The following is a 25,501-nucleotide window of genomic DNA, read 5'->3' on the forward strand; positions in this document are numbered from 1 at the left end:
CCAAATGTGGGTTACAGAGAACTGGCTTGTTGAGCGTCGTAAAAGCTTTCGCCTTTATCTGCCATATCAAGCAATAGTTGAGGAACTTGGTACATTGCACCTAAGTCTTGGTAGCCTTTCGCCATTTCTACGAAGTTACCAATACCCACACTGTCTAAGTAGCGGAATACGCCGCCTCGGAATGGAGGGAAGCCTAAACCGTAAACCAGTGCCATATCCGCTTCTTGCGGTGTCGCGATGATGCCTTCTTCTAAACAAAGCACCACTTCGTTGATCATAGGAATCATCACACGTTGGATAATTGTCTGGTCATCAAAATCTTGTGGCTGTTCGCATACGTCAGCCAAGATTGGAAGAATGTCTTCAGAGAAGGTCTTCTTCGGGCGACCGCGTTTGTCTACGCTGTATGTGTAGAAGCCGCTACCGTTTTTCTGACCGTATTTTTCAGCAACGTAAAGCGCATCAATCGCATCACGGCCTTCTTTACCCATACGCTCAGGGAAACCTTGTGCCATTACAGCTTGTGCGTGATGTGCTGTGTCTAGGCCTACAACGTCTAGTAAGTATGCAGGGCCCATTGGCCAACCGAATTTACGCTCCATGACTTTATCGATCTTAGTGAAGTCAGCACCGTCACGTAGCAACATGCTGAAACCGCCAAAGTAAGGGAAAAGTACACGGTTAACGAAAAAACCTGGGCAGTCGTTAACAACGATTGGAGATTTACCCATCTTCGCTGCGTAAGCGACAACGCGATTGATTGTCTCTTCTGAAGTATGTTCACCACGGATGATCTCAACCAAAGGCATGCGATGCACAGGGTTAAAGAAGTGCATGCCACAGAAGTTTTCTGGGCGTTTCAGAGATTTCGCTAGCAGGTTGATAGGAATCGTAGAGGTATTTGATGTTAGAACGGTGTCTTCACCAACCAAACCTTCCACTTCGCTCAGTACGGCTGCTTTTACTTTCGGGTTTTCTACTACCGCTTCAACAATCACATCTGACTGTTCAACACCTGCGTAATGCAGACTTGGAGTAATAGAAGACAGAATACCTGCCATCTTGAATCCATCTAGGCGACCGCGTGATAAGCGTTTATTCAACAGCTTAGATGCTTCGTTCATACCCAGATCAAGCGATGCTTGTGCGATGTCTTTCATCATCACAGGCACGCCTTTCAACGCTGACTGGTAAGCAATGCCGCCGCCCATGATGCCTGCGCCAAGTACGGCTGCACGCTCAGTTACTTTGTTTGCTGACTTACCTGCTTGTTTCGCTAGGCCTTTGATGTACTGGTCATTCAGGAATAAGCCAACTAATGCTTTTGCTTCTTCCGATTTCGCTAGCTTAACGAAGTGCTTACGTTCGATGTCGAGTGCTGCATCGCGATCGCTACGTGCTGCTTCCTCAATCGCAATCACAGAAGTGATTGGTGCTGGGTAATGAGGTCCTGCTTTTTGAGCGACTAGGCCTTTAGCCATGGTAAAGCTCATCATCGCTTCTAGTTTGCTTAGTGAAAGCGCTGATGTTTTTTGTTTACGGCGTAGCTGCCAATCGAGTTTTTCATTAGCTGCCAGAGAAACGGTGTTGATCGCTGATTCTAATAACTGGTCTGTATCTACAATGGCATCTAGCAAGCCAACCTTTAGCGCTTCATCAGCACGGCACGCTTTGCCTTGAGTGATAATTTCCATTGCGCTGTCAGCACCGATAACACGAGGCAGGCGCACACAACCACCAAAGCCAGGCATGATGCCAAGTTTGGTTTCAGGTAGGCCAATGCTGGTGGTCTTGTCACCGATACGGAAATCGGTAGCCAGTACACATTCACAGCCGCCTCCAAGGGCGTGGCCACGCATCATTGAAAGAGTTGGGACAGGAAGGTCTTCGAGCTTGCTGAAGATTGAATTCGCGAATCTTAACCATTCATCAAGCTCTGCTTCTGGCTTAGCGAATAGGCCAAGAAATTCAGTGATGTCTGCGCCTACAATGAACGCGTCTTTGTTTGAAGTTAAGATTAAACCACGTAATCCTGCGTGAGCATTAAGAGCGTCTAACGCTTTGTCTAGTGATTCTAAAGTAGCAAGGTCGAGTTTGTTTACAGAGGCCGGAGCGCAAAAGCTTAATTCCGCAATACCATCTTGTAATTCCTTTACCTGTAGGGTGTTAGCTTGGTAAATCATTGTCTATCTCCATGACATACAATCCACGATTGTTTGAGAGAATCTTGTTATCTTTCTATTATTGTAGAATACCTGGTAAGACCAGTTATCTTAGTCTGTACCTCTACTTGGTGAATTTCAATACATTTTTTAAACAATTGTTTAACATTGTGCGATAGCACAGATCCTCTAACCCTTATTATTCACGCGTGATACACTTCGCCGCTCTTATTAATTAAGTTAACGATATGAATGAACAGCCCTATTTAATACCGTCTGCGTCGGCTCTGTTTGAGGAAGAGATAAAAAAGAGCGTCTTTATTACTCATCTTGCTCATACTCCAAGTGTAGAAGCTGCCAAACAGTTCGTAGAGCAGGTAAAGAAAGAGCATTCTTCAGCGCGACATAATTGTTGGGGTTTTGTGGCGGGTCGACCTGAAGATTCAATGCTTTGGGGTTTTAGCGATGATGGTGAACCCTCAGGTACAGCGGGTAAGCCGATCTTGGCGCAACTGTCTGGTTCTGGTGTTGGTGAGTTAACGGCTGTGGTGACTCGTTATTCAGGTGGAATTAAGCTTGGGACGGGTGGTTTGGTTAAGGCTTATGGTGGAGGAGTGCAACAAGCTCTCAAGCTGCTTCAAACAATCGAGAAAAAAATAACCACAAAATTACGGCTAGAGTTAGACTATGGCTTTGTGCCAATTGCGCAATCCATCATGGCTCAGCATCAAGCTGTTGAGGTCCAAGCGGATTATGGTGTTCAAGTTGAGCTTATTATTGAAATAGAGCTCCTGCAGGTAGATTCGTTTACCCAAACCATGATCAATAAAAGCGGTGCTAAGGCACTGGTAACGAAAGTCAAAGACAACTAGGAAGTGTGAAGCATTTCGCTTCGTTCAATAGCTCATGCAATTTCGCTCAATTATTCGAATCGTCGGATTATTATTAGCACTTTTTAGTGTATCAATGCTCGCACCAGCGCTCGTCGCACTTATCTATCGAGATGGTGCGGGTGTGCCATTTGTGACGACTTTTTTCGTTCTATTGTTTTGCGGAGCAACTTGCTGGTTTCCGAACCGTCGCTATAAACATGAATTGAAAGCGCGTGATGGTTTTTTGATTGTGGTTTTGTTCTGGACGGTAATCGGCAGTGCGGGTGCTTTACCGTTTTTGATCGCTGATAATCCGAGCGTTTCGGTAACCGATGCTTTCTTCGAATCCTTTTCTGCATTAACTACAACAGGTGCGACCGTTATCGTCGGCCTTGATGATCTGCCTAAGGCTATTTTGTTTTATCGCCAATTCCTGCAGTGGTTTGGTGGTATGGGTATCATCGTATTGGCGGTAGCCATTCTTCCTGTTCTGGGCATCGGTGGCATGCAGTTGTACCGTGCTGAAATCCCTGGCCCTGTAAAAGACAGTAAGATGACCCCGCGTATCGCTGAAACGGCAAAAGCGCTGTGGTACATCTATCTCAGCCTAACAATTGCTTGTGCGGTAGCGTTTTGGTTGGCGGGTATGAGCTTCTTCGATGCGATCAGCCATAGCTTCTCGACTATCGCTATTGGTGGCTTCTCAACGCATGATGCAAGCATGGGCTATTTCAACAGTCCCGCTATCAACATGATTACGGTTGTGTTTCTTCTTATATCTGCGTGTAATTACTCACTTCACTTCGCAGCTTTTGCTTCAGGTGGTGTGCATCCTAAGTATTACTGGAAAGATCCTGAATTCCGCGCTTTTATCTTTATTCAAGCAGTGCTGTTCTTGGTTTGCTTCTTATTACTACTGAATCACCACTCTTATGACTCGTATTACGACGCTTTCGATCAAGCCTTGTTCCAAACCGTGTCTATATCTACAACTGCTGGCTTCACCACGACTGGTTTTTCGGAGTGGCCACTGTTCTTACCTGTGTTACTTCTATTCTCTTCTTTCATAGGGGGATGTGCAGGTTCTACGGGTGGTGGTATGAAAGTGATTCGAATCTTACTACTTACTCTGCAAGGTGCTCGTGAAATGAAGCGTCTTGTTCACCCGCGCGCTGTCTATACCATCAAGGTTGGTGGTTCTGCACTACCACAACGTGTCGTGGATGCGGTTTGGGGCTTCTTCTCTGCATACGCATTGGTTTTTGTGGTTTGTATGCTGGCTCTTATTGCAACCGGCATGGATGAGTTGAGTGCTTTCTCTGCCGTAGCCGCAACATTGAATAACCTTGGCCCGGGCCTTGGCGAAGTCGCGGTGCACTTTGGTGATGTGAATGACAAAGCAAAATGGGTACTTATCGTATCCATGCTGTTTGGCCGATTAGAAATTTTCACCTTATTAATCTTATTGACCCCTACGTTTTGGCGTAGCTAAGGACAACATTGTGGCAAAAGCTCTATTTTTGTATTCAAGCCGTGAAGGCCAGACCAAGAAAATCTTGAACTATATAAAAGAAGAAATGAATGAGTTCGAATGTGAGCTTCAAGATCTGCACACAATTGGTAATGTCGACTTTGCTCAATATGATCGAGTATTGATTGGTGCATCGATTCGTTACGGTCACCATAATAAGAAGCTATATCAATTCATTGATGCCAACCTTTCTCAGCTGCAATCAAACAAGGTAGCTTTCTTCTGCGTGAACTTAACTGCGCGTAAAGAAGACCAAGGTAAAGATACGCCAGAAGGAAGTGCTTACATTAAGAAGTTTCTAATAAAGTCTCCGTGGCAGCCGACGTTAATCGGTGTATTTGCCGGTGCCCTCTATTACCCACGTTACAACTGGTTCGATAAAACCATGATTCGCTTCATTATGAATATGACAGGTGGCGAAACGGATACAACCAAGGAAGTTGAGTTCACAAACTGGGAAAAAGTCTCTTTGTTCACTGAAAAACTAAAGAATATGTAAGAGAAAAGCCTACTTTTGAGGCGTTTTGAGTTCTTTTTAATCGAACGAATAAAAAAACGAGAAAATCTTAAAAAAGGGCTTGCCAGTGTGATCGAAATCTCTATAATGCCACCTCGCTGACACGGGATGGCTTCTTAGGAAACCAAAACGAATCAGCAAGCCAAATTAGCCAAGCTAAGCGCTTGAAAAAAGTTTTGAAAATAGTGGTTGACACTAAAACTTAAATCGCTAAAATGGCCGTCCGATTTGAGCGAAGCTCAAAAAGGAAAGCTCTTTAACAATTTAAACCTATCAATCTGTGTGGGCACTCGTTGATGAATATCAAAACGTTTTATCGTTAGATAGAACAGATTTTTCGGAATCAAAATGATTTCAATGAACTGAGTGACCAATACAAATAACCTCGGTTATTTGGCACAGTCAATTCATTATCATTCTGTTGGAATGGTAATAGCTTTAGAATTACATGTTCATTTTCGAATGAATATTAGTTTTGAAGTCAGTATTCGTTGAGTCACAAAATCTTAAATTGAAGAGTTTGATCATGGCTCAGATTGAACGCTGGCGGCAGGCCTAACACATGCAAGTCGAGCGGAAACGACACTAACAATCCTTCGGGTGCGTTAATGGGCGTCGAGCGGCGGACGGGTGAGTAATGCCTAGGAAATTGCCTTGATGTGGGGGATAACCATTGGAAACGATGGCTAATACCGCATAATGCCTACGGGCCAAAGAGGGGGACCTTCGGGCCTCTCGCGTCAAGATATGCCTAGGTGGGATTAGCTAGTTGGTGAGGTAATGGCTCACCAAGGCGACGATCCCTAGCTGGTCTGAGAGGATGATCAGCCACACTGGAACTGAGACACGGTCCAGACTCCTACGGGAGGCAGCAGTGGGGAATATTGCACAATGGGCGAAAGCCTGATGCAGCCATGCCGCGTGTATGAAGAAGGCCTTCGGGTTGTAAAGTACTTTCAGTTGTGAGGAAGGGGGTGTAGTTAATAGCTGCATCTCTTGACGTTAGCAACAGAAGAAGCACCGGCTAACTCCGTGCCAGCAGCCGCGGTAATACGGAGGGTGCGAGCGTTAATCGGAATTACTGGGCGTAAAGCGCATGCAGGTGGTTCATTAAGTCAGATGTGAAAGCCCGGGGCTCAACCTCGGAACTGCATTTGAAACTGGTGAACTAGAGTACTGTAGAGGGGGGTAGAATTTCAGGTGTAGCGGTGAAATGCGTAGAGATCTGAAGGAATACCAGTGGCGAAGGCGGCCCCCTGGACAGATACTGACACTCAGATGCGAAAGCGTGGGGAGCAAACAGGATTAGATACCCTGGTAGTCCACGCCGTAAACGATGTCTACTTGGAGGTTGTGGCCTTGAGCCGTGGCTTTCGGAGCTAACGCGTTAAGTAGACCGCCTGGGGAGTACGGTCGCAAGATTAAAACTCAAATGAATTGACGGGGGCCCGCACAAGCGGTGGAGCATGTGGTTTAATTCGATGCAACGCGAAGAACCTTACCTACTCTTGACATCCAGAGAAGCCAGCGGAGACGCAGGTGTGCCTTCGGGAGCTCTGAGACAGGTGCTGCATGGCTGTCGTCAGCTCGTGTTGTGAAATGTTGGGTTAAGTCCCGCAACGAGCGCAACCCTTATCCTTGTTTGCCAGCGAGTAATGTCGGGAACTCCAGGGAGACTGCCGGTGATAAACCGGAGGAAGGTGGGGACGACGTCAAGTCATCATGGCCCTTACGAGTAGGGCTACACACGTGCTACAATGGCGCATACAGAGGGCAGCAAGCTAGCGATAGTAAGCGAATCCCAAAAAGTGCGTCGTAGTCCGGATTGGAGTCTGCAACTCGACTCCATGAAGTCGGAATCGCTAGTAATCGTAGATCAGAATGCTACGGTGAATACGTTCCCGGGCCTTGTACACACCGCCCGTCACACCATGGGAGTGGGCTGCAAAAGAAGTGGGTAGTTTAACCTTTCGGGGAGGACGCTCACCACTTTGTGGTTCATGACTGGGGTGAAGTCGTAACAAGGTAGCCCTAGGGGAACCTGGGGCTGGATCACCTCCTTATACGAAGATACTCACGATAAGTGTCCACACAGATTGATTAGGTTTAGAAAGTAAAAGAGACGAAGAACTCCCAAGTTCTTCAATCCAGTGTCCCGTTCGTCTAGAGGCCTAGGACACCGCCCTTTCACGGCGGTAACAGGGGTTCGACTCCCCTACGGGATACCATTGGGTCGTTAGCTCAGTTGGTAGAGCAGTTGACTTTTAATCAATTGGTCGCAGGTTCGAATCCTGCACGACCCACCATTCTTTCTCCGCGAAGGAATTAAAACTATCGTGGGCGATTAGCTCAGTTGGGAGAGCACCTGCCTTACAAGCAGGGGGTCACTGGTTCGAGCCCGGTATCGCCCACCATTCTCTAAATATTCTTGGAAGTTAAAACTCCAAACCACTTCTTATGTCGCTGGTTGGATTTTTCGACTGTGAGAGTCTTTAGAAAATGTGAATTTTAGAACACTGGTTCTTAAAGTCTCATGCTCTTTAACAATTTGGAAAGCTGACTGATTGATTACTTACGAGTAATTCAATCAAATTTAAAAGTTCTCAATGTTTACCTTTTAGGTAAACACAACAAACACATTCAAGTGTCTTGTATTCGATTCAAACTTGTTTGAATCACAATTGAGTCCGGCAAACAGTCATTGAGAATTAACCCTTCTTAATGACAACCAAAAACCTTGGTTAGTTGCCATACGCTAAGACCCTTTCGGGTTGTATGGTTAAGTGACTAAGCGTACACGGTGGATGCCTTGGCAGTCAGAGGCGATGAAAGGCGTAATAACTTGCGATAAGCCCAGATTAGGTAGTAATAACCTTTAAGTCTGGGATTCCTGAATGGGGAAACCCACTTACATAAGTAAGTATCCTGTTGTGAATACATAGCAACAGGAGGCAAACCGGGGGAACTGAAACATCTAAGTACCCCGAGGAAGAGAAATCAACCGAGATTCCGAAAGTAGCGGCGAGCGAAATTGGATTAGCCCTTAAGCTTTTAATGAGACAGATGAAGGCTCTGGAAAGTGCCGCAATAAAGGGTGATAGCCCCGTAATCGACATCTCATCATCAGTGAAAACGAGTAGGGCGGGACACGTGATATCCTGTCTGAATATGGGGGGACCATCCTCCAAGGCTAAATACTACTGACTGACCGATAGTGAACCAGTACCGTGAGGGAAAGGCGAAAAGAACCCCTGTGAGGGGAGTGAAATAGAACCTGAAACCGTGTACGTACAAGCAGTAGGAGCACCTTCGTGGTGTGACTGCGTACCTTTTGTATAATGGGTCAGCGACTTAATTTTAGTAGCAAGGTTAACCGTTTAGGGGAGCCGTAGGGAAACCGAGTCTTAACTGGGCGTACAGTTGCTAGGATTAGACCCGAAACCAGGTGATCTAGCCATGGGCAGGTTGAAGGTTGAGTAACATCAACTGGAGGACCGAACCGACTAATGTTGAAAAATTAGCGGATGACTTGTGGCTAGGGGTGAAAGGCCAATCAAACCTGGAGATAGCTGGTTCTCCCCGAAAGCTATTTAGGTAGCGCCTCGGACGAATACTACTGGGGGTAGAGCACTGTTAAGGCTAGGGGGTCATCCCGACTTACCAACCCTTTGCAAACTCCGAATACCAGTAAGTACTATCCGGGAGACACACGGCGGGTGCTAACGTCCGTCGTGGAGAGGGAAACAACCCAGACCGCCAGCTAAGGTCCCAAAGTATAGCTAAGTGGGAAACGATGTGGGAAGGCTCAGACAGCCAGGATGTTGGCTTAGAAGCAGCCATCATTTAAAGAAAGCGTAATAGCTCACTGGTCGAGTCGGCCTGCGCGGAAGATGTAACGGGGCTAAGCTATACACCGAAGCTGCGGCTACGTACCTTAGGGTGCGTGGGGTAGGGGAGCGTTCTGTAAGCCGTTGAAGGTGGTCTGTAAGGGCTGCTGGAGGTATCAGAAGTGCGAATGCTGACATGAGTAACGATAAAGGGAGTGAAAAACTCCCTCGCCGGAAGACCAAGGGTTCCTGTCCAACGTTAATCGGGGCAGGGTAAGTCGACTCCTAAGGCGAGGCCGAAAGGCGTAGTCGATGGGAAACGGGTTAATATTCCCGTACTTCTTACAATTGCGATGGGGGGACGGAGAAGGCTAGGTGGGCCTGGCGACGGTTGTCCAGGTTCAAGTATGTAGGCGGAAAGTTTAGGTAAATCCGGACTTTCTTAACGCTGAGATACGATGTCGAGCTACTACGGTAGTGAAGTCATTGATGCCATGCTTCCAGGAAAAGCCTCTAAGCTTCAGATTGTAAGGAATCGTACCCCAAACCGACACAGGTGGTCGGGTAGAGAATACCAAGGCGCTTGAGAGAACTCGGGTGAAGGAACTAGGCAAAATGGTACCGTAACTTCGGGAGAAGGTACGCTCTTATCAGTGAAGTCCCTTGCGGATGGAGCAGACGAGAGTCGCAGATACCAGGTGGCTGCAACTGTTTATTAAAAACACAGCACTGTGCAAAATCGTAAGATGACGTATACGGTGTGACGCCTGCCCGGTGCCGGAAGGTTAATTGATGGGGTTAGACTTCGGTCGAAGCTCTTGATCGAAGCCCCGGTAAACGGCGGCCGTAACTATAACGGTCCTAAGGTAGCGAAATTCCTTGTCGGGTAAGTTCCGACCTGCACGAATGGCGTAATGATGGCCACGCTGTCTCCACCCGAGACTCAGTGAAATTGAAATCGCTGTGAAGATGCAGTGTACCCGCGGCTAGACGGAAAGACCCCGTGAACCTTTACTACAGCTTGGCACTGAACATTGAACCTACATGTGTAGGATAGGTGGGAGACTATGAAACCGCGTCGCTAGATGTGGTGGAGTCGTCCTTGAAATACCACCCTTGTAGTTTTGATGTTCTAACGTTGGTCCCTGAATCGGGATTACGGACAGTGCCTGGTGGGTAGTTTGACTGGGGCGGTCTCCTCCCAAAGAGTAACGGAGGAGCACGAAGGTGGGCTAAACACGGTTGGACATCGTGTGGTTAGTGCAATGGCATAAGCCCGCTTGACTGCGAGAATGACAATTCGAGCAGGTGCGAAAGCAGGTCATAGTGATCCGGTGGTTCTGAATGGAAGGGCCATCGCTCAACGGATAAAAGGTACTCCGGGGATAACAGGCTGATACCGCCCAAGAGTTCATATCGACGGCGGTGTTTGGCACCTCGATGTCGGCTCATCACATCCTGGGGCTGAAGTCGGTCCCAAGGGTATGGCTGTTCGCCATTTAAAGTGGTACGCGAGCTGGGTTTAGAACGTCGTGAGACAGTTCGGTCCCTATCTGCCGTGGGCGTTGGAAAATTGAAGGGGGCTGCTCCTAGTACGAGAGGACCGGAGTGGACGAACCTCTGGTGTTCGGGTTGTCATGCCAATGGCATTGCCCGGTAGCTAAGTTCGGAATCGATAACCGCTGAAAGCATCTAAGCGGGAAGCGAGCCCTGAGATGAGTTTTCCCTGACGCTATAAGCGTCCTTAAGGGTTGTTCAAGACTAGAACGTTGATAGGCAGGGTGTGTAAGTGCTGCGAGGCATTGAGCTAACCTGTACTAATTGCCCGTGAGGCTTAACCATACAACACCCAAGGGGTTTTGTGGACTCAAAGACAGACCTTGAATGAGTTTGAAGAGACACTTTTAAATACAGTTTTCCAGATTATTTTGCCTTCAGTTTTAAAAAACTGAAAGTAAAAGCAAAATTTGCTTGGCGACCATAGCATTGTGGACCCACCTGATTCCATGCCGAACTCAGAAGTGAAACACAATAGCGCCGATGGTAGTGTGGGGCTTCCCCATGTGAGAGTAGGACATCGCCAGGCTTTAATTTCGTTATTTGCATTGCAAGTAACAACCTCAACAGTGTACTAATCTGTTGATGACAATTTGTTGGAGGGATGGCTGAGTGGTCGAAAGCACCGGTCTTGAAAACCGGCAACCGTTAATAGCGGTTCTAGGGTTCAAATCCCTATCCCTCCACCACCATTAGAAAGCTCGCTGAGAAATCAGCGGGCTTTTTTCTTATCTGCGATATACATAAATGAAAAAGGGAAGAACACTGACGTGTTCTTCCCTTTTTTCGTATTGAAACCAACGACTATTAGTCAGTTAAATACTTCCCTTCTGCAACTTGCCAGAACGCTCGAATTAGAGGGTTATCTAACTGTGCTCGCTTGCAGCAAACACCCAATTCAAACGGTTTGATGGGTTCTATCTTTAAACGGTCGACCTTATCTCTTACAGGGCTGTTGTTAATCACAACATCTGGCGCAATACCCACCCCACAACCTAGCGCTACCATACTTACAATCGCCTCGTGGCCAGAAACTTGCGCATATATGTTGGGCTTTATCTTCATTTTTTTGAACCATGCATTGGCACGTTCACGCGCTGTACCAGCTTCAGGGATGATAAAGGGCACTTCATTCCAGTTTGGCTTGTCGGACTGAATTTGCTGACTAAAGCTACTGACGCCTGATGGAATGATGACGGATAGTGGTATATCGCTAATTGTTTCGAATTCTAATCTTGAAGGTAGGATGTCCGGCTTCGCTGAGATCGCGATGTCCGCTTCATCGTTTAAGATCTTGTCGATAGATTGAGCCGGATCGCCCGTAGAAAGCTTGAATTCGATGTAAGGATGAATGGCCCTGAATTCAGTAATCAGTTCTGGTAAGTGGCTGTAGCTAGCGGTCACGGAGCAAAATATACGGATTTCACCTTTCAACTCCTGTTCTCCACCTTTCAAGTGAAGGTTATATTGCTGCCACTCTCCAACAATGCTTAATGCCACAGGCAATAGGTGCTTCCCCGCTGGTGTAAGGTCAACACTCCGGTTGTCCCTGATAAGCAGTTCTTGCCCTGTCTCCTCTTCAAGCTTTTGTACCTGACGGCTAAGCGCTGAAGGGCTGACGTGCATAGCAGCAGCGGTTTTGCTGAAACTCTTGCTATCACATAAATGTATAAATAGTTGTAGAGATTTTATGTTCATGTTCTGCGATCGTTTCCATGTTGCATTTATTGCAATAACTAATTGTGAATATATCACTTTCAGCAACGGAGTGTCTGTTTTAGTATGAAGTCATTCGATAGAGAGATATCGACCTTACGGACTTATTTTTAAAGGAGTGCCCTAGAATGGCTAACTATTTCAATACATTAAACCTTCGTGAACAACTAGACCAACTAGGTCGTTGCCGCTTCATGGATCGTGAAGAATTTGCGACAGAAGCTGAATATCTTGAAGGTAAGAAAATCGTAATTGTTGGTTGTGGTGCTCAAGGCCTAAACCAAGGTCTAAACATGCGTGATTCTGGTCTAGACGTATCTTACGCTCTACGCCAAGCAGCAATTGACGAGAAGCGTCAATCATTCAAAAACGCTGACGAGAACGGCTTTGTTGTTGGTAGCTACGAAACGCTAATCCCACAAGCAGACCTAGTAATCAACCTGACTCCAGACAAGCAACACACAAACGTTGTTGAAACTGTAATGCCTCTAATGAAAGAAGGCGCTGCTCTTGGTTACTCTCACGGCTTTAACGTTGTTGAAGAAGGCATGCAGTTACGTTCTGACCTTACGGTTGTAATGGTTGCTCCTAAGTGTCCTGGTTCTGAAGTACGCGAAGAGTACAAGCGTGGCTTCGGTGTACCAACACTGATCGCTGTTCACCCAGAAAATGACCCTAAAGGTGAAGGTTGGGATATCGCTAAAGCTTGGGCTGCTGGTACCGGTGGTCACCGCGCAGGTTGCCTAGAGTCTTCTTTCGTAGCAGAAGTTAAATCTGACCTTATGGGTGAGCAAACTATCCTTTGTGGCATGCTACAAGCTGGTTCTATCGTATCTTACGAGAAGATGATTGCTGACGGCATTGAACCAGGTTATGCAGGCAAGCTTCTACAATACGGTTGGGAAACGATCACTGAAGCACTTAAGTTCGGTGGCGTAACTCACATGATGGACCGTCTATCTAATCCAGCTAAAGTTAAAGCGTTTGAGCTTTCTGAAGAGCTTAAAGACCTAATGCGTCCGCTTTACAACAAGCACATGGATGACATCATCTCTGGTCACTTCTCTAGCACTATGATGGCTGACTGGGCGAACGATGATGTGAACCTACTAGGCTGGCGTGAAGAGACTGGCGAAACTGCATTCGAAAACTACCCAGCTTCTGACGTAGAAATCTCAGAGCAGGAGTACTTCGATAACGGTATTCTTATGGTTGCTATGGTTCGTGCCGGTGTTGAGCTAGCATTCGAAGCAATGACTGCATCAGGTATCATCGATGAGTCTGCTTACTACGAATCTCTACATGAGCTTCCACTAATCGCAAACACAGTTGCTCGTAAGCGTCTTTACGAAATGAACGTAGTAATCTCTGATACAGCGGAGTACGGTAACTACTTATTCGCTAACGTAGCAACACCGCTACTACGTGAAAAGTTCATACCTTCAGTTGCAACAGACGTAATCGGTCGTGGTCTAGGTGAAACATCTAACCAAGTAGATAACGCTAAACTAATCGAAGTTAACGAAGCTATCCGTAACCACCCTGTAGAGTACATTGGTGAAGAGCTACGTAGCTACATGAGCGACATGAAACGTATCGCTGTAGGCGGTTAATTCGTCGCTTAGATATTGCGAATTTGTAGAAAAAGCAAAGCAGTATCAATAACTCCTAACAGGTTGGAGTTATGAATAAGCAACACAACATCTAATGAAAAGGCTTGGTCGCCGTTGACCAAGCCTTTTTTGTTTTTCATAGGTGGGAAGCGAGCATGCCTCGCGTACCTGAGGATGATGGCTTTAAAGCTAAGTCATTCTTTTAAAAATGCGAAGGAGCGTGCTCGGGAATATCTCCTTGTTATTCCCGAGCATAAAAAAGGGCTAACGTTTTCACGTCAACCCTTCTATGTTTTTCGCTGATAGCTTACTTGTCAGCAAGCTTAGCTTCTAGATCTGCTAGCTTCTGTTCCATTTCAGTTAGCTTTTGGCGTGTACGTAGCAGTACTTGAGTTTGAACATCAAACTCTTCACGGCTTACAACGTCTAGCTTATTCAGTTGGCCTTGGATAACTTGGCGAACCTTTTGGTCTACGTCTGAACCCAGTTCTTTCACTGGCTGAGGCATAGAGTCGTGGATCTGCTTAGCAATTTGCTCTAGTTTTTTTGGATCAAACATATCGATTAAAACTCCTGACTATTTATCACTATTCTATTTAATCACACCTGAGATGTCGCCTATCGCGTATAAAAAAAGGCCACCGAAGTAGCCTTTTTAATTGTTTTACGACTTAGCGATTACTTGTTGTCTGCTAATTCTCTGTGCGCTGCTTTTGCTTCATCGACGCGAGCTAGTTTTTCTAGGTCTTTGTCTTCAACAAATACAGGAAGAGGTTTGTGTTTTTCAGCCAGGTAGCTGTAAATCACAGGCAGTACGAACAGCGTAAAGATAGTACCAATCGCAAGACCAGCAACAATAACAATACCGATACTGAAACGCTGAGCAGCCCCCGCGCCTGTTGCGTACATTAGCGGGATTAGACCTGCAATCATCGCCGCAGTTGTCATTAGGATTGGACGAAGACGAACCTTCGCTGCTTCCATTACTGCCTCAATACGTGTCTTGTGGTGATGTAGCTGTTCTTCTTTTGCTACCTCACAGATCAAGATACCGTGCTTGGTAATCAGACCGACCAGCGTGATCAAACCTACTTGCGAGTAGATGTTCATCGTTGCCGCACCCCAGGCTAGAGCGATTAGGGCACCACAGATCGCCAGTGGTACAGATACCATGATAACTAATGGATCTTTCAGAGATTCGAATTGAATCGCCAGTACCAAGAAGATGATTGCCAGTGCTAGACCAAAGGTCGCGTAAAGTGCGCTACCTTCCGTTACGTATTGGCGAGCTTCACCCATGTAATCGTGGTTGTAGCCACTTGGTAGTTTGTTTGCTGCTGTCTCTTCAAACCATGCAATTGCATCACCCATTGCCGCACCTGGAGCTGGTACTGCACCGATTGTTGCTGAGTTCAATTGGTTGAAGTGAGGAAGAGAGCGAGGCTCTGCCACAACATCAATCGTAATCAAACTGCCTAGTGGTACAGCTTTACCATCCGCAGCACGTACGTAGTAGTTATTCATCGACTCTGGGTTTAAACGGAACTTACGTTCGACCTGAGGGATAACCTCGTAAGAACGACCATTTAAGTCGATACGGTTTACGTAGCCATCAGACATCATAGTACCTAGCGTGATACCGATATCTTGCATGGTCACACCGTATGCGCCTGCTTTATCTTTTTCGATGTGTACTTTCATCGTTGCTGAGTCGTAGTTCAGATCGAGATCCGAATAGACGAACAGTGGGTTGGTTGCTACATCAGTTAAGATGTCAGTCGTGATCTGGAACAAGCTCTCAAAACTGTTTGGCGTTGTAATAACAAACTGAATTGGAAGACCTGAACCGGCACCTGGTAGTTCTGGCATTTGGAACGCCGTTACCGCCATGCCTGGTACGTCTTTCACTAGCTCACCTACGCGGTTTGCTACTTCTGACTGGCTTGTTTCACGTTCGCTCCAAGGAACCATCGATGCAATACCAAACGCTTGGTTTGCGTTAGGCACACCAGTAAATACCTGTGCGTAAGCAACTTCTGGCTGATCAGACAGAATTGCGTTTACGTCGTTCATGGTATTTTGCATGTAGTCTAAGTTCGCGTTTGATGGCGCTGTACCCATAAGCATGATTACACCTTTATCTTCTGAAGGTGCTAACTCACTCGGGATGAACTTAAACAGCATTGGTAGACTTGCAAATACGATAACCGCAAAGCCAATGAATACTGGGCGATGATTCATTACCGCACCAAGCATACGCTCGTATCGGTTCGTCATGCCATCCAGTACGCTATGTACTTTTTGCTCAAATTTGCTTGGCTCAGCGTGAGCTTTCAGCATTTTTGAACACATCATTGGCGACAAGGTTAATGCCACGATACCTGATACAAATACTGAACCTGCTAGGGTTAACGCAAACTCTTTAAATAGTGAGCCTGTGATACCACCCATCATTGCGATCGGAGCGTATACCGCACCTAGCGTTAATGTCATTGCGATAACTGGAACTGCGATTTCACGAGTACCGATGATCGCTGCTCGGAAAGGGGATTCCCCGAGCTTGATATGTCGGTCGACGTTTTCGAGTACAACGATCGCATCATCTACCACCAGACCGATGGCGAGTACCATTGCTAGTAGCGTCATCAGGTTCCACGAGAAGCCCATCGCCTGCATTACCATTGCTACACCAATTAGTGATAGCGGGATAGTAACGATAGGGATAAGAACCGCACGGAACGAACCAAGGAACAAGGTAATAACGATCAGTACGATTAATGCCGCCTCAAGGATAGTCTTGATAACCTCTTGAATTGATTCGTTAATCGCAATGGTCGAGTCATACATCACGTTCATTGAGATGTTGCTTGGAAGGTTCTTCTCTAGCTGAGGAAGAAGCTCAAGAACATCAGCAGCAATGTTGATTGGGTTTGCACTTGGTGCCGCGTTAATCGCAGCAACAACTGCCTCCTGGCCGTTTGCACTTGCTCGGTAAACATCGTGGCTCTTCTCTAGAGAAACCTTAGCAATGTCAGATAGACGAATGATTTCGCCTTCGCCGCTTCGTACAACAAGATTCTCTAGTTCTTCAGTGTTCGATACTTGCGTATCAGCACTGCCGTTATAAAGAACGAATTCACCGGTAGCTTGACCTGTCGCAGATTGGTAGTTGTTGGCATCCAATACCGCCATCACGTCAGTTGCCGTTAGGTTTACTGCCGCCATTTTTGATGGATCTAGCCATACGCGTAGTGCGTATTTCATACCACCGTATAGGTCAACTTTTGATACACCGTTTACCGTAAATAGCTGCGGGTTGATTACACGCTCTAGATAGTCGGTAATTTGGCTCGACACCAACTCATCACTGGTAAAGCCAATGTAGAGTACCGCCGTCGTTGAACCAGTAGACATAGTTACGGTCGGATCTTCTGCTTCTTTTGGAAGCTGAGAGCGAACCGAGTTTGTCTTAGCTAGTATGTCGGACAGTGCGGCATTCGGGTCGGTGTTCAACTTCATGTTCACGGTAATCGTAGAACTACCAAGTACAGAAGAAGAAGTCATATAGTCGATGTTATCCGCTTGGGCCACTGCCTGTTCGAGGGGCTGGGTGATAAAGCCTTGGATAAGATCGGCACTTGCACCGTAGTAACTCGTTGTTACGGTTACTACGGTATTCGTCATTTCAGGGTATTCACGCACCTGCATTTTGAAGATTGCTTGTAAGCCAAGCAGTGCAATCAAAAAGCTGATGGATACCGCTAGAACTGGACGTTTAATAAAAACATCAGTAAAGCGCATTGTGCCTCCGGTTACAGCTTAGGTGTTTCAGCAGGTGGAGTGATTGCATCACTTTCAACAACCTTAACTTTGGCACCGTTACTTAGACGTACTTGGCCAGAAGTTACAACCGTATCGCCTGCTTTCACGCCTTCAAGGATGTGTGCAATATCAGCTGTACGCTCACCTACTTTTACAACATGTTGAGCAACACGTTGAACGCCGTCTTCTTCAGTTAGGATGTAAACATTGTCACCGTATAGAGTGAAAGTAATCGCTGTTTGAGGCAGAGTTACTTGGTTCTCTAGTTTAGGCAGAATGATGTTAGCGCGAGCGAACATACCGCTACGAAGCTTGCCATCATTGTTTGGAATGTCTGCTTGAACTTGGATAAGACCACTTTGGATGCTTACTGCTGGTTCAATTGCACTGATAGAGCCTTCAAACGGTTTTTCTGGGTAAGCATCAACAAAGATGTCGATCGCTTGGCCAACATTGATACGAGAGATATCAGTTTGAGAAACCGTGAAGCGCAGGCGCATAACACTTGTGTCTTCTAAACGAACTATATCAGTACCTGATTGCAGGTATTGACCTAGGTAAACGTTACGAATACCTACCGTGCCATCGAATGGTGCGCGAATTTCACGACGCTCGATAGAGGCTTTCAGGCTTTCAATATCAGCAGATAGAGAGAAGTAATTCGCTTCTGCTTCATCGTATGCTTCTTTAGAGATAGAGCCTTTCTTGAATAGACCTTGGTAACGCTTGTACTTAGCTTTAGCTGCAGGCAAGCGAGCTTGAGAACTCTTAAGGTTCGCTTTTTCTACGTCAGAATCTAGGCGAACTAATTGTTGACCACTCTTAACGTCAGTACCTGACTCAAAAGAGATCTGGTCGATAACGCCACTCGTTTCATTCGCTAGAGTTACACCTTGGTTTGGTTCAATGAAGCCGATAGCTTCAATTACCGGAACCCAATCGATCGGCTGAACTTCAGTTACCGTTACTGGAAATTCTGGTTCAGGGCGGTTGGCCATATACTCAGCAATTTTTTGTTGTTTGAACATGTTGAACCCAATAACGCTGCCGAAAAGAATTACAGCGATGAGTAACATGAAGAAAGTCCACTTTTTCATTATGGTCAAAACTCCGATCTAGTGTTTAATTATTGCATCCCAACTGGCTTCAATGGCGGCTTCTAATGCTGCCTCGTCTAGTTGGTAAAATCCTAAAGAATGCTTTCGCGCTAGAGATACACTAGCCGCTAAGCTCAAGCCGCTTAATACTTCATTATGAAGCGGTTTAAACAGTCCTTGCTCTTTGCCCTCATTAAATAGCAGCTCAACTTGGGCAAACATTTCGCGTTCTAGTTCCCTGAAGTTTAGGCTATTTGTGATGGGTAAAGAGTCATACTGAACCCGATTTTTAATCGCAGCTAAATTCGTTCCCGCCAAGTCCCATATATTTAACCACATGGTTCTGTAGCGTTGCTTTATTGGGTCCGAATCATTAACTCCTTCTTGAACAGCATCTGCTACTCGTTGAGTTACGAGCACTCGAACGTCATCGATCAAGTGATCCTTATCTTCAAAGTAGCGATAGATAGTGCCTGCAGCCACTCCCGCCTCTTTTGCTAGTTTTTGCATTGAGAGGCCTTGAAAACCGACCTCTGAAATTAGCTTCTCTGCTGCAGAAAGTATTTGTTGGCGTTTATCCTGAGGTGCATGAGTTGTCATATTTACATCATCAGTGAATGAACGTTCATTCATTATAGCCTAAGAACCATACACATGTGCAACAAAGTTTTACATAAATGACGTAAAATTCTTGTAGAAGAGAACATAGCTTTCGTGGAGTTGCAGCATTATTATAGGCGCGCAACCAATTCGACCTTGTAAGAACAAATAGAGAATCAAATGAAACTGAACCCAAGACAAGATGAAGCCGTGAAGTATGTTTCTGGCCCCTGCTTAGTATTAGCGGGCGCTGGATCAGGCAAAACACGTGTTATCACCAATAAAATTGCTTATCTGGTTCAGGAATGTGGCTACAAGGCACGTAACATTGCTGCGGTGACCTTTACCAACAAGGCTGCGCGCGAGATGAAAGAGCGTGTTGGTCAAACCTTAGGTAAAGGTGAGTCGAAAGGATTAATCGTTTCGACGTTCCATACCATGGGCTTAACGATTATTCGCCGTGAGTACAAAGCGCTGGGTCTTAAGGCTGGATTCTCTCTATTTGATGACCAAGACCAGTTGGCCTTATTAAAAGAGCTAACAGAAAAGCAGATCGATGGTGATAAGGATCTGCTGCGTGCATTGATGAGTACCATTTCGAATTGGAAAAATGACATGCTGACGCCAGATCAGGCGAAAGCGCGTGCTCAAGGCGAACAAGAGCAGTTGTTTGCTTTCTGCTTTGAGATGTACCAAAAACAGATGAAGGCCTATAACGCACTCGACTTTGATGATCTGATTGCGATGCCTGTATTGTTGCTCAAAACCAATCAAGAAGTGCGCGAACGTTGGCAGTCGCGAATTCGCTACCTATTGGTGGATGAATACCAAGATACCAATACCAGCCAATACGAACTGGTTCGCTTGCTTGTCGGAGAGCGCGGTCGTTTGACGGTGGTAGGTGATGATGACCAATCTATCTATTCATGGCGTGGCGCAAAACCGCAAAACTTGGTGTTGCTGGGTGAGGATTACCCGAACCTTCGCCTTATCAAGCTAGAGCAGAACTATCGCTCGACCAGTCGAATCTTGCGTGCCGCGAACATCTTGATCGCCAATAACCCGCACGTTTATGAGAAGTCTCTATTCTCAGAGATCCCTGACGGTGAAAAGCTTAAGGTCTTGAATGCCAAAAACGAAGAGCACGAAGCCGAACGTATTACCGGTGAGATCATCGCGCACAAGTTTTTGAACCGTACTGAATATAAAGATTACGCAGTGCTTTACCGTGGTAACCACCAATCTCGCCTAATTGAAAAAGCGCTGATGCAGAACCGTGTGCCTTACAAGATCTCTGGCGGCACCTCTTTCTTTGCTAGAGCAGAGATAAAAGACATCATGGCCTACCTGCGTGTGTTGGTGAACCCAGATGATGACAACGCTTTTCTACGTATTGTAAACACGCCGCGCCGTGAGATTGGCCCGGTTACGCTTGAGAAATTAGGCAGCTACGCCAACATGCGTGGTAAGAGCCTTTTTGAAGCCAGTTTTGAAATGGGCTTGGAACAAACGCTGACTGGCCGCGGCTTAGAAAACTTGCGTCGATTCACTGATTGGATTGTTCGTATCTCGGATAACGCTGAACGTGGTAACACTGTGGATGCGGTTCGTGCGTTAGTTCGTGACATAAACTACGAAGATTGGCTATACGAAACCTCAGCAAGCCCAAAAGCCGCAGAGATGCGAATGAAGAACGTCTCTGATCTCTACAGCTGGATTGTGGCTGATCTAGAGGGTGACAACTACGATAAAGAAGAGAAAACACTTCGTGAGGTTGTTCAACGCTTAACGCTGCGTGACATGATGGAGCGTGGTGAAGATGATGACGATGCAGACCAAGTTCAACTAATGACGCTGCACGCATCGAAGGGTCTAGAGTTCCCTTATGTATTCTTGATGGGCACTGAAGAGGGCATCTTGCCGCACCAAACCAGTGTTGATGAAGGTAACGTAGAAGAAGAACGTCGTCTTATGTATGTGGGTATTACCCGAGCACAGAAAGAGCTGACCTTTACTAAGTGTCGTGAACGTCGCCAGTATGGTGAGTTGATTAAGCCAACACAAAGCCGCTTCTTAGATGAGTTACCCCATGATGATGTGGAGTGGGAAAGCGTGAAGAAGCCACAGTCCGCTGAAGAGCGAATGGAGAAAGGGCAAGCGCACATTGCTAACATTCGTGCGATGTTCAATAAGAAATAATGTTCTGCTTGATTAGCACTATATAGAAGACAATAAAAAAGGTGACCTGATGGTCACCTTTTTTGAATTTGGCTTTTTTAATTACAGAACGGTGAATTACAGACCAGCAATCATGTGCTCGATAGCATCTTTGATTTCATCGTCTGAACAGTCCATACATGAACCTTTCGCTGGCATTGCGTTGAAGCCGTTGATTGCGTGGTCAGCTAGGATATCGCGACCCTGAGCAATACGAGGACCCCAATCACCAGCATCACCTGTTTTAGGTGCGCCACTTACGCCAGATGCGTGACAAGCAATACAAAAGGTACCGTAAACTGCTGCGCCATCACGAGGGCCTGTTGGTTCTGCGGCTACTGGCTCACTGCCGACTAGGTATACTTGGCCAACTGGTTTGATGCGCTCAGCAATTGCATCTTGCTCTGCTTCGCTTAGGCCTGAAGCCATTGCACCAGTTGAAAAGGTTAAAACTGCGATGACAACGCTTAAAATTCGACGAGACATATCCATTAAACTCACTTTACATTCCCAAGGTAAGTACATGCTTACCAATTTATAGTGTTGGAAGGGTGTTTTGGCTTTAAGCAGTAAAGAGTAACTGTTAAACCAATGTAAATAATGGGTGATTATATCCCGATAAGTTGTTGCAATAAACAACAACTTATAAGCTGTGGCGGGTTGTAGTACTCAAATAAGGGGTTTATCACATATTAACTGTCGAAAAAGAGACCAAACAGAAAAAAAAGTTAAAAAAGTACTAGACGGCATTGGGTGATATACGTATTATTCCACTCCGCCGACAGGGCATGCGCCTGTAGCTCAGCTGGATAGAGCGTTGGCCTCCGGAGCCAAAGGCCGAAGGTTCGAATCCTTTCAGGCGCGCCATCCGGTCTCTTATTTCGGTAAGTGAGAAATTGGCAGAAAAGAAATAATGGTGGCTATAGCTCAGTTGGTAGAGCCCTGGATTGTGATTCCGGTGGTCGCGAGTTCGAATCTCGTTAGCCACCCCATTCTTTCTTTACAAAATATCGGTAGCTTCGGCTTCCAGTGTTGATTCACTATCCCAAGAATCGATACAAAACTAGTCGGTGAATAGCGCAGCTTGGTAGCGCATCTGGTTTGGGACCAGAGGGTCGGGGGTTCGAATCCCTCTTCACCGACCACTATTTCAATAATCGCTTGTTAAGCGGTTATATAAAAAATTAGTGGTGGCTATAGCTCAGTTGGTAGAGCCCTGGATTGTGATTCCGGTGGTCGCGAGTTCGAATCTCGTTAGCCACCCCATTAATTTTGGTAGCTTCTTTGAAGTTCCCAGTTTGAGAAATCAAACGAAACGTCTCGGTGAATAGCGCAGCTTGGTAGCGCATCTGGTTTGGGACCAGAGGGTCGGGGGTTCGAATCCCTCTTCACCGACCACCTTGAGAAAGCTCATCAGAAATGATGAGCTTTTTTTTCATCTGTAGATCACAGAGTGGAACCCAAGTGGGGTTCGCTTGATGTTCAAAGAATGTCTCTTCACCCATCACTCAAGAAACTCATCTTCGATCTCCTCGATTATTGCGTCTTTATAGAAGCACTCCATTTATCAAATGAAAAGATCTATATCTAATTTTATATAAAATAACCGCTCAATAATTCGACAAATTAATAGGTCTGGTCTAGAGATTTTGGTGAAAAGTTGAATTTGGTTCTTAATTTGCCCACTAAGGCACGTATTTGACAGCTTTCTTTCTATCAAGCACTTCAAAAGATCATCTAATTTACTAAGCCTTTGGGTTGCTTGTCTTCTATTTAGATAAGCAATGAAAATGGTTAAATGTGTGGTAAATATAATCCTATCTAGTTGTTTTGTTTGTTTAAATTAACAAAGTTAGCGTTTGTTTCTATAGTGTTAATTGTTTTTTGGAATAATTATTTGTTTTTATTGAATGGTAGTGAGATCTGCTTTGAACCACAGGTTTAGGTCTACAAGTAAGTAGTGGTAAGGGGTTTGTGAGTATTTATTACCGCTAATATAATGTTGATTTTTCTTACTATATGCTCTTTGAGTGAATAGTTATGTGTCACTTTTGCTTGCTAAGCGTTTAATGTCGACTTTTTATCCTATTTTTGTTGCTTTTCTGTGAATTATTTGCCAAATTGTCAACCGTATAAAATATCAGAACAATATTCTGGTAAGAATGGATTCAATTTTGCAGACAGGGCAGAAAGCTGCCAAAGCAGTAGAGGTCTGGTAATGTCACTTTTAGAAGTAAAAAATCTTCGTATCGAATACCCATCTCGTCATGGAGTTCACGCCGCAGTTAAATCGCTTTCGTTCAATATTGAACGTGGTGAGATCGTTGGTGTTGTAGGCGAGTCTGGTGCAGGTAAATCAACAGTAGGTAATGCTGTGATCGATTTGCTGAGCCCTCCCGGTCGCATTGCTAGCGGCGAGGTATTTCTGGATGGCGAAAAAGTCTCTGGCTTATCTCCTGAACAGATGCGTTCTGTTCGCGGCTCAAAGATTGGTTTTATCTTCCAAGATCCAATGACGTCTCTTAACCCTCTATTCACAGTAGAACAGCAGTTAAAAGAGACGATTCATGCCAACATGAAGGTTTCGGATCAAGAAGCCTACCAGCGTTCATTAGACTTGATGAACCAAGTGGGTATCCCACAACCAGAAAACCGTTTAAAGCAGTACCCACACCAATTCTCTGGCGGTATGCGTCAGCGTGTAGTTATCGCGATCGCATTGGCAGGTGAACCTGACCTTATCATCGCAGATGAACCGACAACGGCACTCGATGTATCTATTCAAGACCAAATCTTAGGTTTGATTCGCGATCTATGTATTAAGAAAAACGTAGGTTGCATGTTGGTAACGCACGACATGGGCGTGGTCTCTAACGTTACCGACCGCGTAGCCGTTATGTATCGTGGTGACTTAGTTGAGTTTGGCCCAACAGCGAAAGTTCTGGGTACTCCTGAACACCCATACACACACAGCCTTATCTCTGCGGTTCCTCGTTCTGACCGCAAACTCGATCGTTTCCCTCTTGTTAGTTACATCGAAGAAGCACAAGAGATGGAACCTCTGGATGTGAAAAACCACTGGTTAGGTCAAAGCCAAGATCACCGTGATTACACTGGTCCACTGTTGAACGTTGAAAACGTAAACTTGCGCTTTACCACCAAAGATTCTTTCTTTGAGAGCCGTCGTGAGTACGTTCAGGCGTCAAACAACGTGAGCTTTGAAGTACATGAAGGCGAAACGTTTGGTCTAGTAGGTGAATCAGGTTCGGGTAAATCAACGATCGCACGTGTGATTGCTGGCTTGTACGCACCAAACTCAGGCAAGGTAACGTTTGAAGGCGTTGACCTTACTGGTCTTAAATCTGAAAAAGAGCGTCGCCCGATGCGTCGTCAAATGCAGATGGTTTTCCAAAACCCTTACACATCAATGAACCCTCGAATGAAGATATTCGACATCATTGCTGAACCTATCCGATTCCATAAGCTTACTCGCAACGAAAATGAAACTCGTCAGATCGTGAACGACCTGCTAGAGCACGTTGGTTTAGGCAAGATGGCTGGGGTGAAGTACCCGCACGAATTCTCAGGTGGTCAACGTCAGCGTATTTCTATCGCTCGCGCTTTGGCAACTCGCCCGCGTCTTTTGATTTGTGATGAACCAACATCGGCACTGGATGTGTCGGTACAGGCTCAGATCCTTAACCTACTAAAAGACTTACAAGACGAGCTAAACCTAACCATGCTGTTCATCAGTCACGATTTACCGGTTATTCGCCAAATGTGTGACCGTGTTGGTGTGATGCAAATGGGAGAACTATTGGAAGTAGCGCCAACTGAGCAGCTGTTCCAATCGCCTCAGCATGAATACAGCAAACATCTGATTTCTTTAATGCCTGAATTTACAGGTTTAAGAGAAGAAAAAGCAGTGGCACAAGCCGCGGTATAAAAATCAGCAGGCTGGAGTTTAGCT

General features: G+C 45.8%; 13 protein-coding genes, 9 tRNA genes and 3 rRNA genes. 18 read left to right on the top strand and 7 right to left on the bottom strand.

Annotation, left to right across the window (positions count from 1 at the left end; translation table 11 throughout):
- Positions 1-11: 11 nt before the first annotated feature.
- Positions 12-2,183, bottom strand: coding sequence for a fatty acid oxidation complex subunit alpha FadB (gene fadB, locus L0992_00085; protein XGB67181.1), 2,172 nt, complete (start codon positions 2,181-2,183; stop codon positions 12-14).
- A 227-nt stretch (positions 2,184-2,410) separates the two neighbouring features.
- Here fadB and L0992_00090 point away from each other — a divergent pair, with 227 nt between their 5' ends.
- The 10 genes from L0992_00090 (at position 2,411) to L0992_00135 (ending at position 11,155) form a co-directional block, all read left to right on the top strand.
- The gene (locus tag L0992_00090; protein XGB67182.1) at positions 2,411-3,034 is read left to right on the top strand and encodes a YigZ family protein; all 624 of its coding nucleotides are present in this window, start codon (positions 2,411-2,413) and stop codon (positions 3,032-3,034) included.
- 34 nt (positions 3,035-3,068) lie between these two features.
- Positions 3,069-4,526: a TrkH family potassium uptake protein gene (locus tag L0992_00095; GenBank protein ID XGB67183.1), complete on the top strand. Its 1,458-nt coding sequence runs from the start codon at positions 3,069-3,071 to the stop codon at positions 4,524-4,526.
- A gap of 10 nt (positions 4,527-4,536) precedes the next feature.
- Positions 4,537-5,064: a menaquinone-dependent protoporphyrinogen IX dehydrogenase gene (hemG, locus tag L0992_00100; GenBank protein XGB67184.1), complete on the top strand. Its 528-nt coding sequence runs from the start codon at positions 4,537-4,539 to the stop codon at positions 5,062-5,064.
- Positions 5,065-5,590: 526 nt separating this feature from the next.
- Positions 5,591-7,145 (top strand): 16S ribosomal RNA (locus tag L0992_00105).
- Between the two features lie 89 nt (positions 7,146-7,234).
- Positions 7,235-7,310, top strand: a tRNA-Glu gene (locus L0992_00110).
- Positions 7,311-7,312: 2 nt separating this feature from the next.
- A tRNA-Lys gene (locus L0992_00115) sits at positions 7,313-7,388 on the top strand.
- A gap of 32 nt (positions 7,389-7,420) precedes the next feature.
- Positions 7,421-7,496 (top strand) — tRNA-Val (locus tag L0992_00120).
- A 363-nt stretch (positions 7,497-7,859) separates the two neighbouring features.
- Positions 7,860-10,751, top strand: a 23S ribosomal RNA gene (locus L0992_00125).
- 128 nt (positions 10,752-10,879) lie between these two features.
- A 5S ribosomal RNA gene (rrf, locus tag L0992_00130) occupies positions 10,880-10,995 on the top strand.
- Together the 16S, 23S and 5S rRNA genes with 4 tRNA genes alongside form the textbook arrangement of a ribosomal RNA operon.
- A gap of 69 nt (positions 10,996-11,064) precedes the next feature.
- Positions 11,065-11,155: transfer RNA gene (locus L0992_00135), tRNA-Ser, on the top strand.
- Between the two features lie 118 nt (positions 11,156-11,273).
- Here L0992_00135 and ilvY read toward each other — a convergent pair.
- The gene (ilvY, locus tag L0992_00140; GenBank protein ID XGB67185.1) at positions 11,274-12,164 is read right to left on the bottom strand and encodes an HTH-type transcriptional activator IlvY; all 891 of its coding nucleotides are present in this window, start codon (positions 12,162-12,164) and stop codon (positions 11,274-11,276) included.
- Between the two features lie 146 nt (positions 12,165-12,310).
- Between ilvY and ilvC the strand changes: the two genes are divergently transcribed.
- Entirely contained in the window at positions 12,311-13,795 is a 1,485-nt protein-coding gene (ilvC, locus tag L0992_00145) for a ketol-acid reductoisomerase (protein XGB67186.1), read from the top strand.
- Between the two features lie 307 nt (positions 13,796-14,102).
- Here the strand turns inward: ilvC and L0992_00150 are convergent, their stop codons facing one another.
- The 4 genes from L0992_00150 to L0992_00165 form a co-directional block, all read right to left on the bottom strand.
- The gene (locus L0992_00150) at positions 14,103-14,354 is read right to left on the bottom strand and encodes an accessory factor UbiK family protein (protein XGB67187.1); all 252 of its coding nucleotides are present in this window, start codon (positions 14,352-14,354) and stop codon (positions 14,103-14,105) included.
- 119 nt (positions 14,355-14,473) lie between these two features.
- Entirely contained in the window at positions 14,474-17,596 is a 3,123-nt protein-coding gene (locus tag L0992_00155; protein XGB67188.1) for a multidrug efflux RND transporter permease subunit, read from the bottom strand.
- A gap of 11 nt (positions 17,597-17,607) precedes the next feature.
- The gene (locus L0992_00160; GenBank protein ID XGB67189.1) at positions 17,608-18,714 is read right to left on the bottom strand and encodes an efflux RND transporter periplasmic adaptor subunit; all 1,107 of its coding nucleotides are present in this window, start codon (positions 18,712-18,714) and stop codon (positions 17,608-17,610) included.
- An 18-nt stretch (positions 18,715-18,732) separates the two neighbouring features.
- A complete protein-coding gene (locus L0992_00165) occupies positions 18,733-19,314 on the bottom strand; it encodes a TetR/AcrR family transcriptional regulator (GenBank protein XGB68654.1) in 582 nt (193 codons plus the stop codon).
- A 180-nt stretch (positions 19,315-19,494) separates the two neighbouring features.
- On the opposite strand from L0992_00165, the gene rep reads away from it, so the two are divergent.
- The gene (gene rep / locus L0992_00170; GenBank protein ID XGB67190.1) at positions 19,495-21,513 is read left to right on the top strand and encodes a DNA helicase Rep; all 2,019 of its coding nucleotides are present in this window, start codon (positions 19,495-19,497) and stop codon (positions 21,511-21,513) included.
- Positions 21,514-21,609: 96 nt separating this feature from the next.
- Here rep and L0992_00175 read toward each other — a convergent pair whose 3' ends face one another.
- Positions 21,610-22,023, bottom strand: coding sequence for a cytochrome c5 family protein (locus tag L0992_00175; protein XGB67191.1), 414 nt, complete (start codon positions 22,021-22,023; stop codon positions 21,610-21,612).
- A gap of 298 nt (positions 22,024-22,321) precedes the next feature.
- On the opposite strand from L0992_00175, the gene L0992_00180 reads away from it, so the two are divergent.
- From L0992_00180 to L0992_00205, 6 genes are all read left to right on the top strand, one after another.
- A tRNA-Arg gene (locus L0992_00180) sits at positions 22,322-22,398 on the top strand.
- A gap of 49 nt (positions 22,399-22,447) precedes the next feature.
- Positions 22,448-22,523 (top strand) — tRNA-His (locus L0992_00185).
- Between the two features lie 76 nt (positions 22,524-22,599).
- A tRNA-Pro gene (locus tag L0992_00190) sits at positions 22,600-22,676 on the top strand.
- A gap of 45 nt (positions 22,677-22,721) precedes the next feature.
- Positions 22,722-22,797: transfer RNA gene (locus L0992_00195), tRNA-His, on the top strand.
- A 55-nt stretch (positions 22,798-22,852) separates the two neighbouring features.
- A tRNA-Pro gene (locus L0992_00200) sits at positions 22,853-22,929 on the top strand.
- 820 nt (positions 22,930-23,749) lie between these two features.
- Positions 23,750-25,477 carry an ABC transporter ATP-binding protein gene (locus L0992_00205; GenBank protein XGB67192.1) on the top strand — a complete coding sequence of 576 codons (1,728 nt, stop codon included), beginning with the start codon at positions 23,750-23,752 and terminating at the stop codon, positions 25,475-25,477.
- Positions 25,478-25,501 lie beyond the last annotated feature (24 nt).

Source organism: Vibrio pomeroyi (assembly GCA_041879425.1).
In the GTDB taxonomy this organism is placed as follows: Bacteria; Pseudomonadota; Gammaproteobacteria; order Enterobacterales; family Vibrionaceae; genus Vibrio; species Vibrio pomeroyi_A.

Coding starts and splice junctions, on each gene's coding strand:
- ilvC (XGB67186.1), top strand. CDS start 12,311: ATGGCTAACTATTTCAATACATTAAACCTTCGTGAACAACTAGACCAA.
- L0992_00150 (XGB67187.1), bottom strand. CDS start 14,354: ATGTTTGATCCAAAAAAACTAGAGCAAATTGCTAAGCAGATCCACGAC.
- L0992_00160 (XGB67189.1), bottom strand. CDS start 18,714: ATGAAAAAGTGGACTTTCTTCATGTTACTCATCGCTGTAATTCTTTTC.
- ilvY (XGB67185.1), bottom strand. CDS start 12,164: ATGAACATAAAATCTCTACAACTATTTATACATTTATGTGATAGCAAG.
- L0992_00095 (XGB67183.1), top strand. CDS start 3,069: ATGCAATTTCGCTCAATTATTCGAATCGTCGGATTATTATTAGCACTT.
- L0992_00155 (XGB67188.1), bottom strand. CDS start 17,596: ATGCGCTTTACTGATGTTTTTATTAAACGTCCAGTTCTAGCGGTATCC.
- L0992_00165 (XGB68654.1), bottom strand. CDS start 19,314: ATGACAACTCATGCACCTCAGGATAAACGCCAACAAATACTTTCTGCA.
- L0992_00175 (XGB67191.1), bottom strand. CDS start 22,023: ATGGATATGTCTCGTCGAATTTTAAGCGTTGTCATCGCAGTTTTAACC.
- fadB (XGB67181.1), bottom strand. CDS start 2,183: ATGATTTACCAAGCTAACACCCTACAGGTAAAGGAATTACAAGATGGT.
- rep (XGB67190.1), top strand. CDS start 19,495: ATGAAACTGAACCCAAGACAAGATGAAGCCGTGAAGTATGTTTCTGGC.
- L0992_00205 (XGB67192.1), top strand. CDS start 23,750: ATGTCACTTTTAGAAGTAAAAAATCTTCGTATCGAATACCCATCTCGT.
- L0992_00090 (XGB67182.1), top strand. CDS start 2,411: ATGAATGAACAGCCCTATTTAATACCGTCTGCGTCGGCTCTGTTTGAG.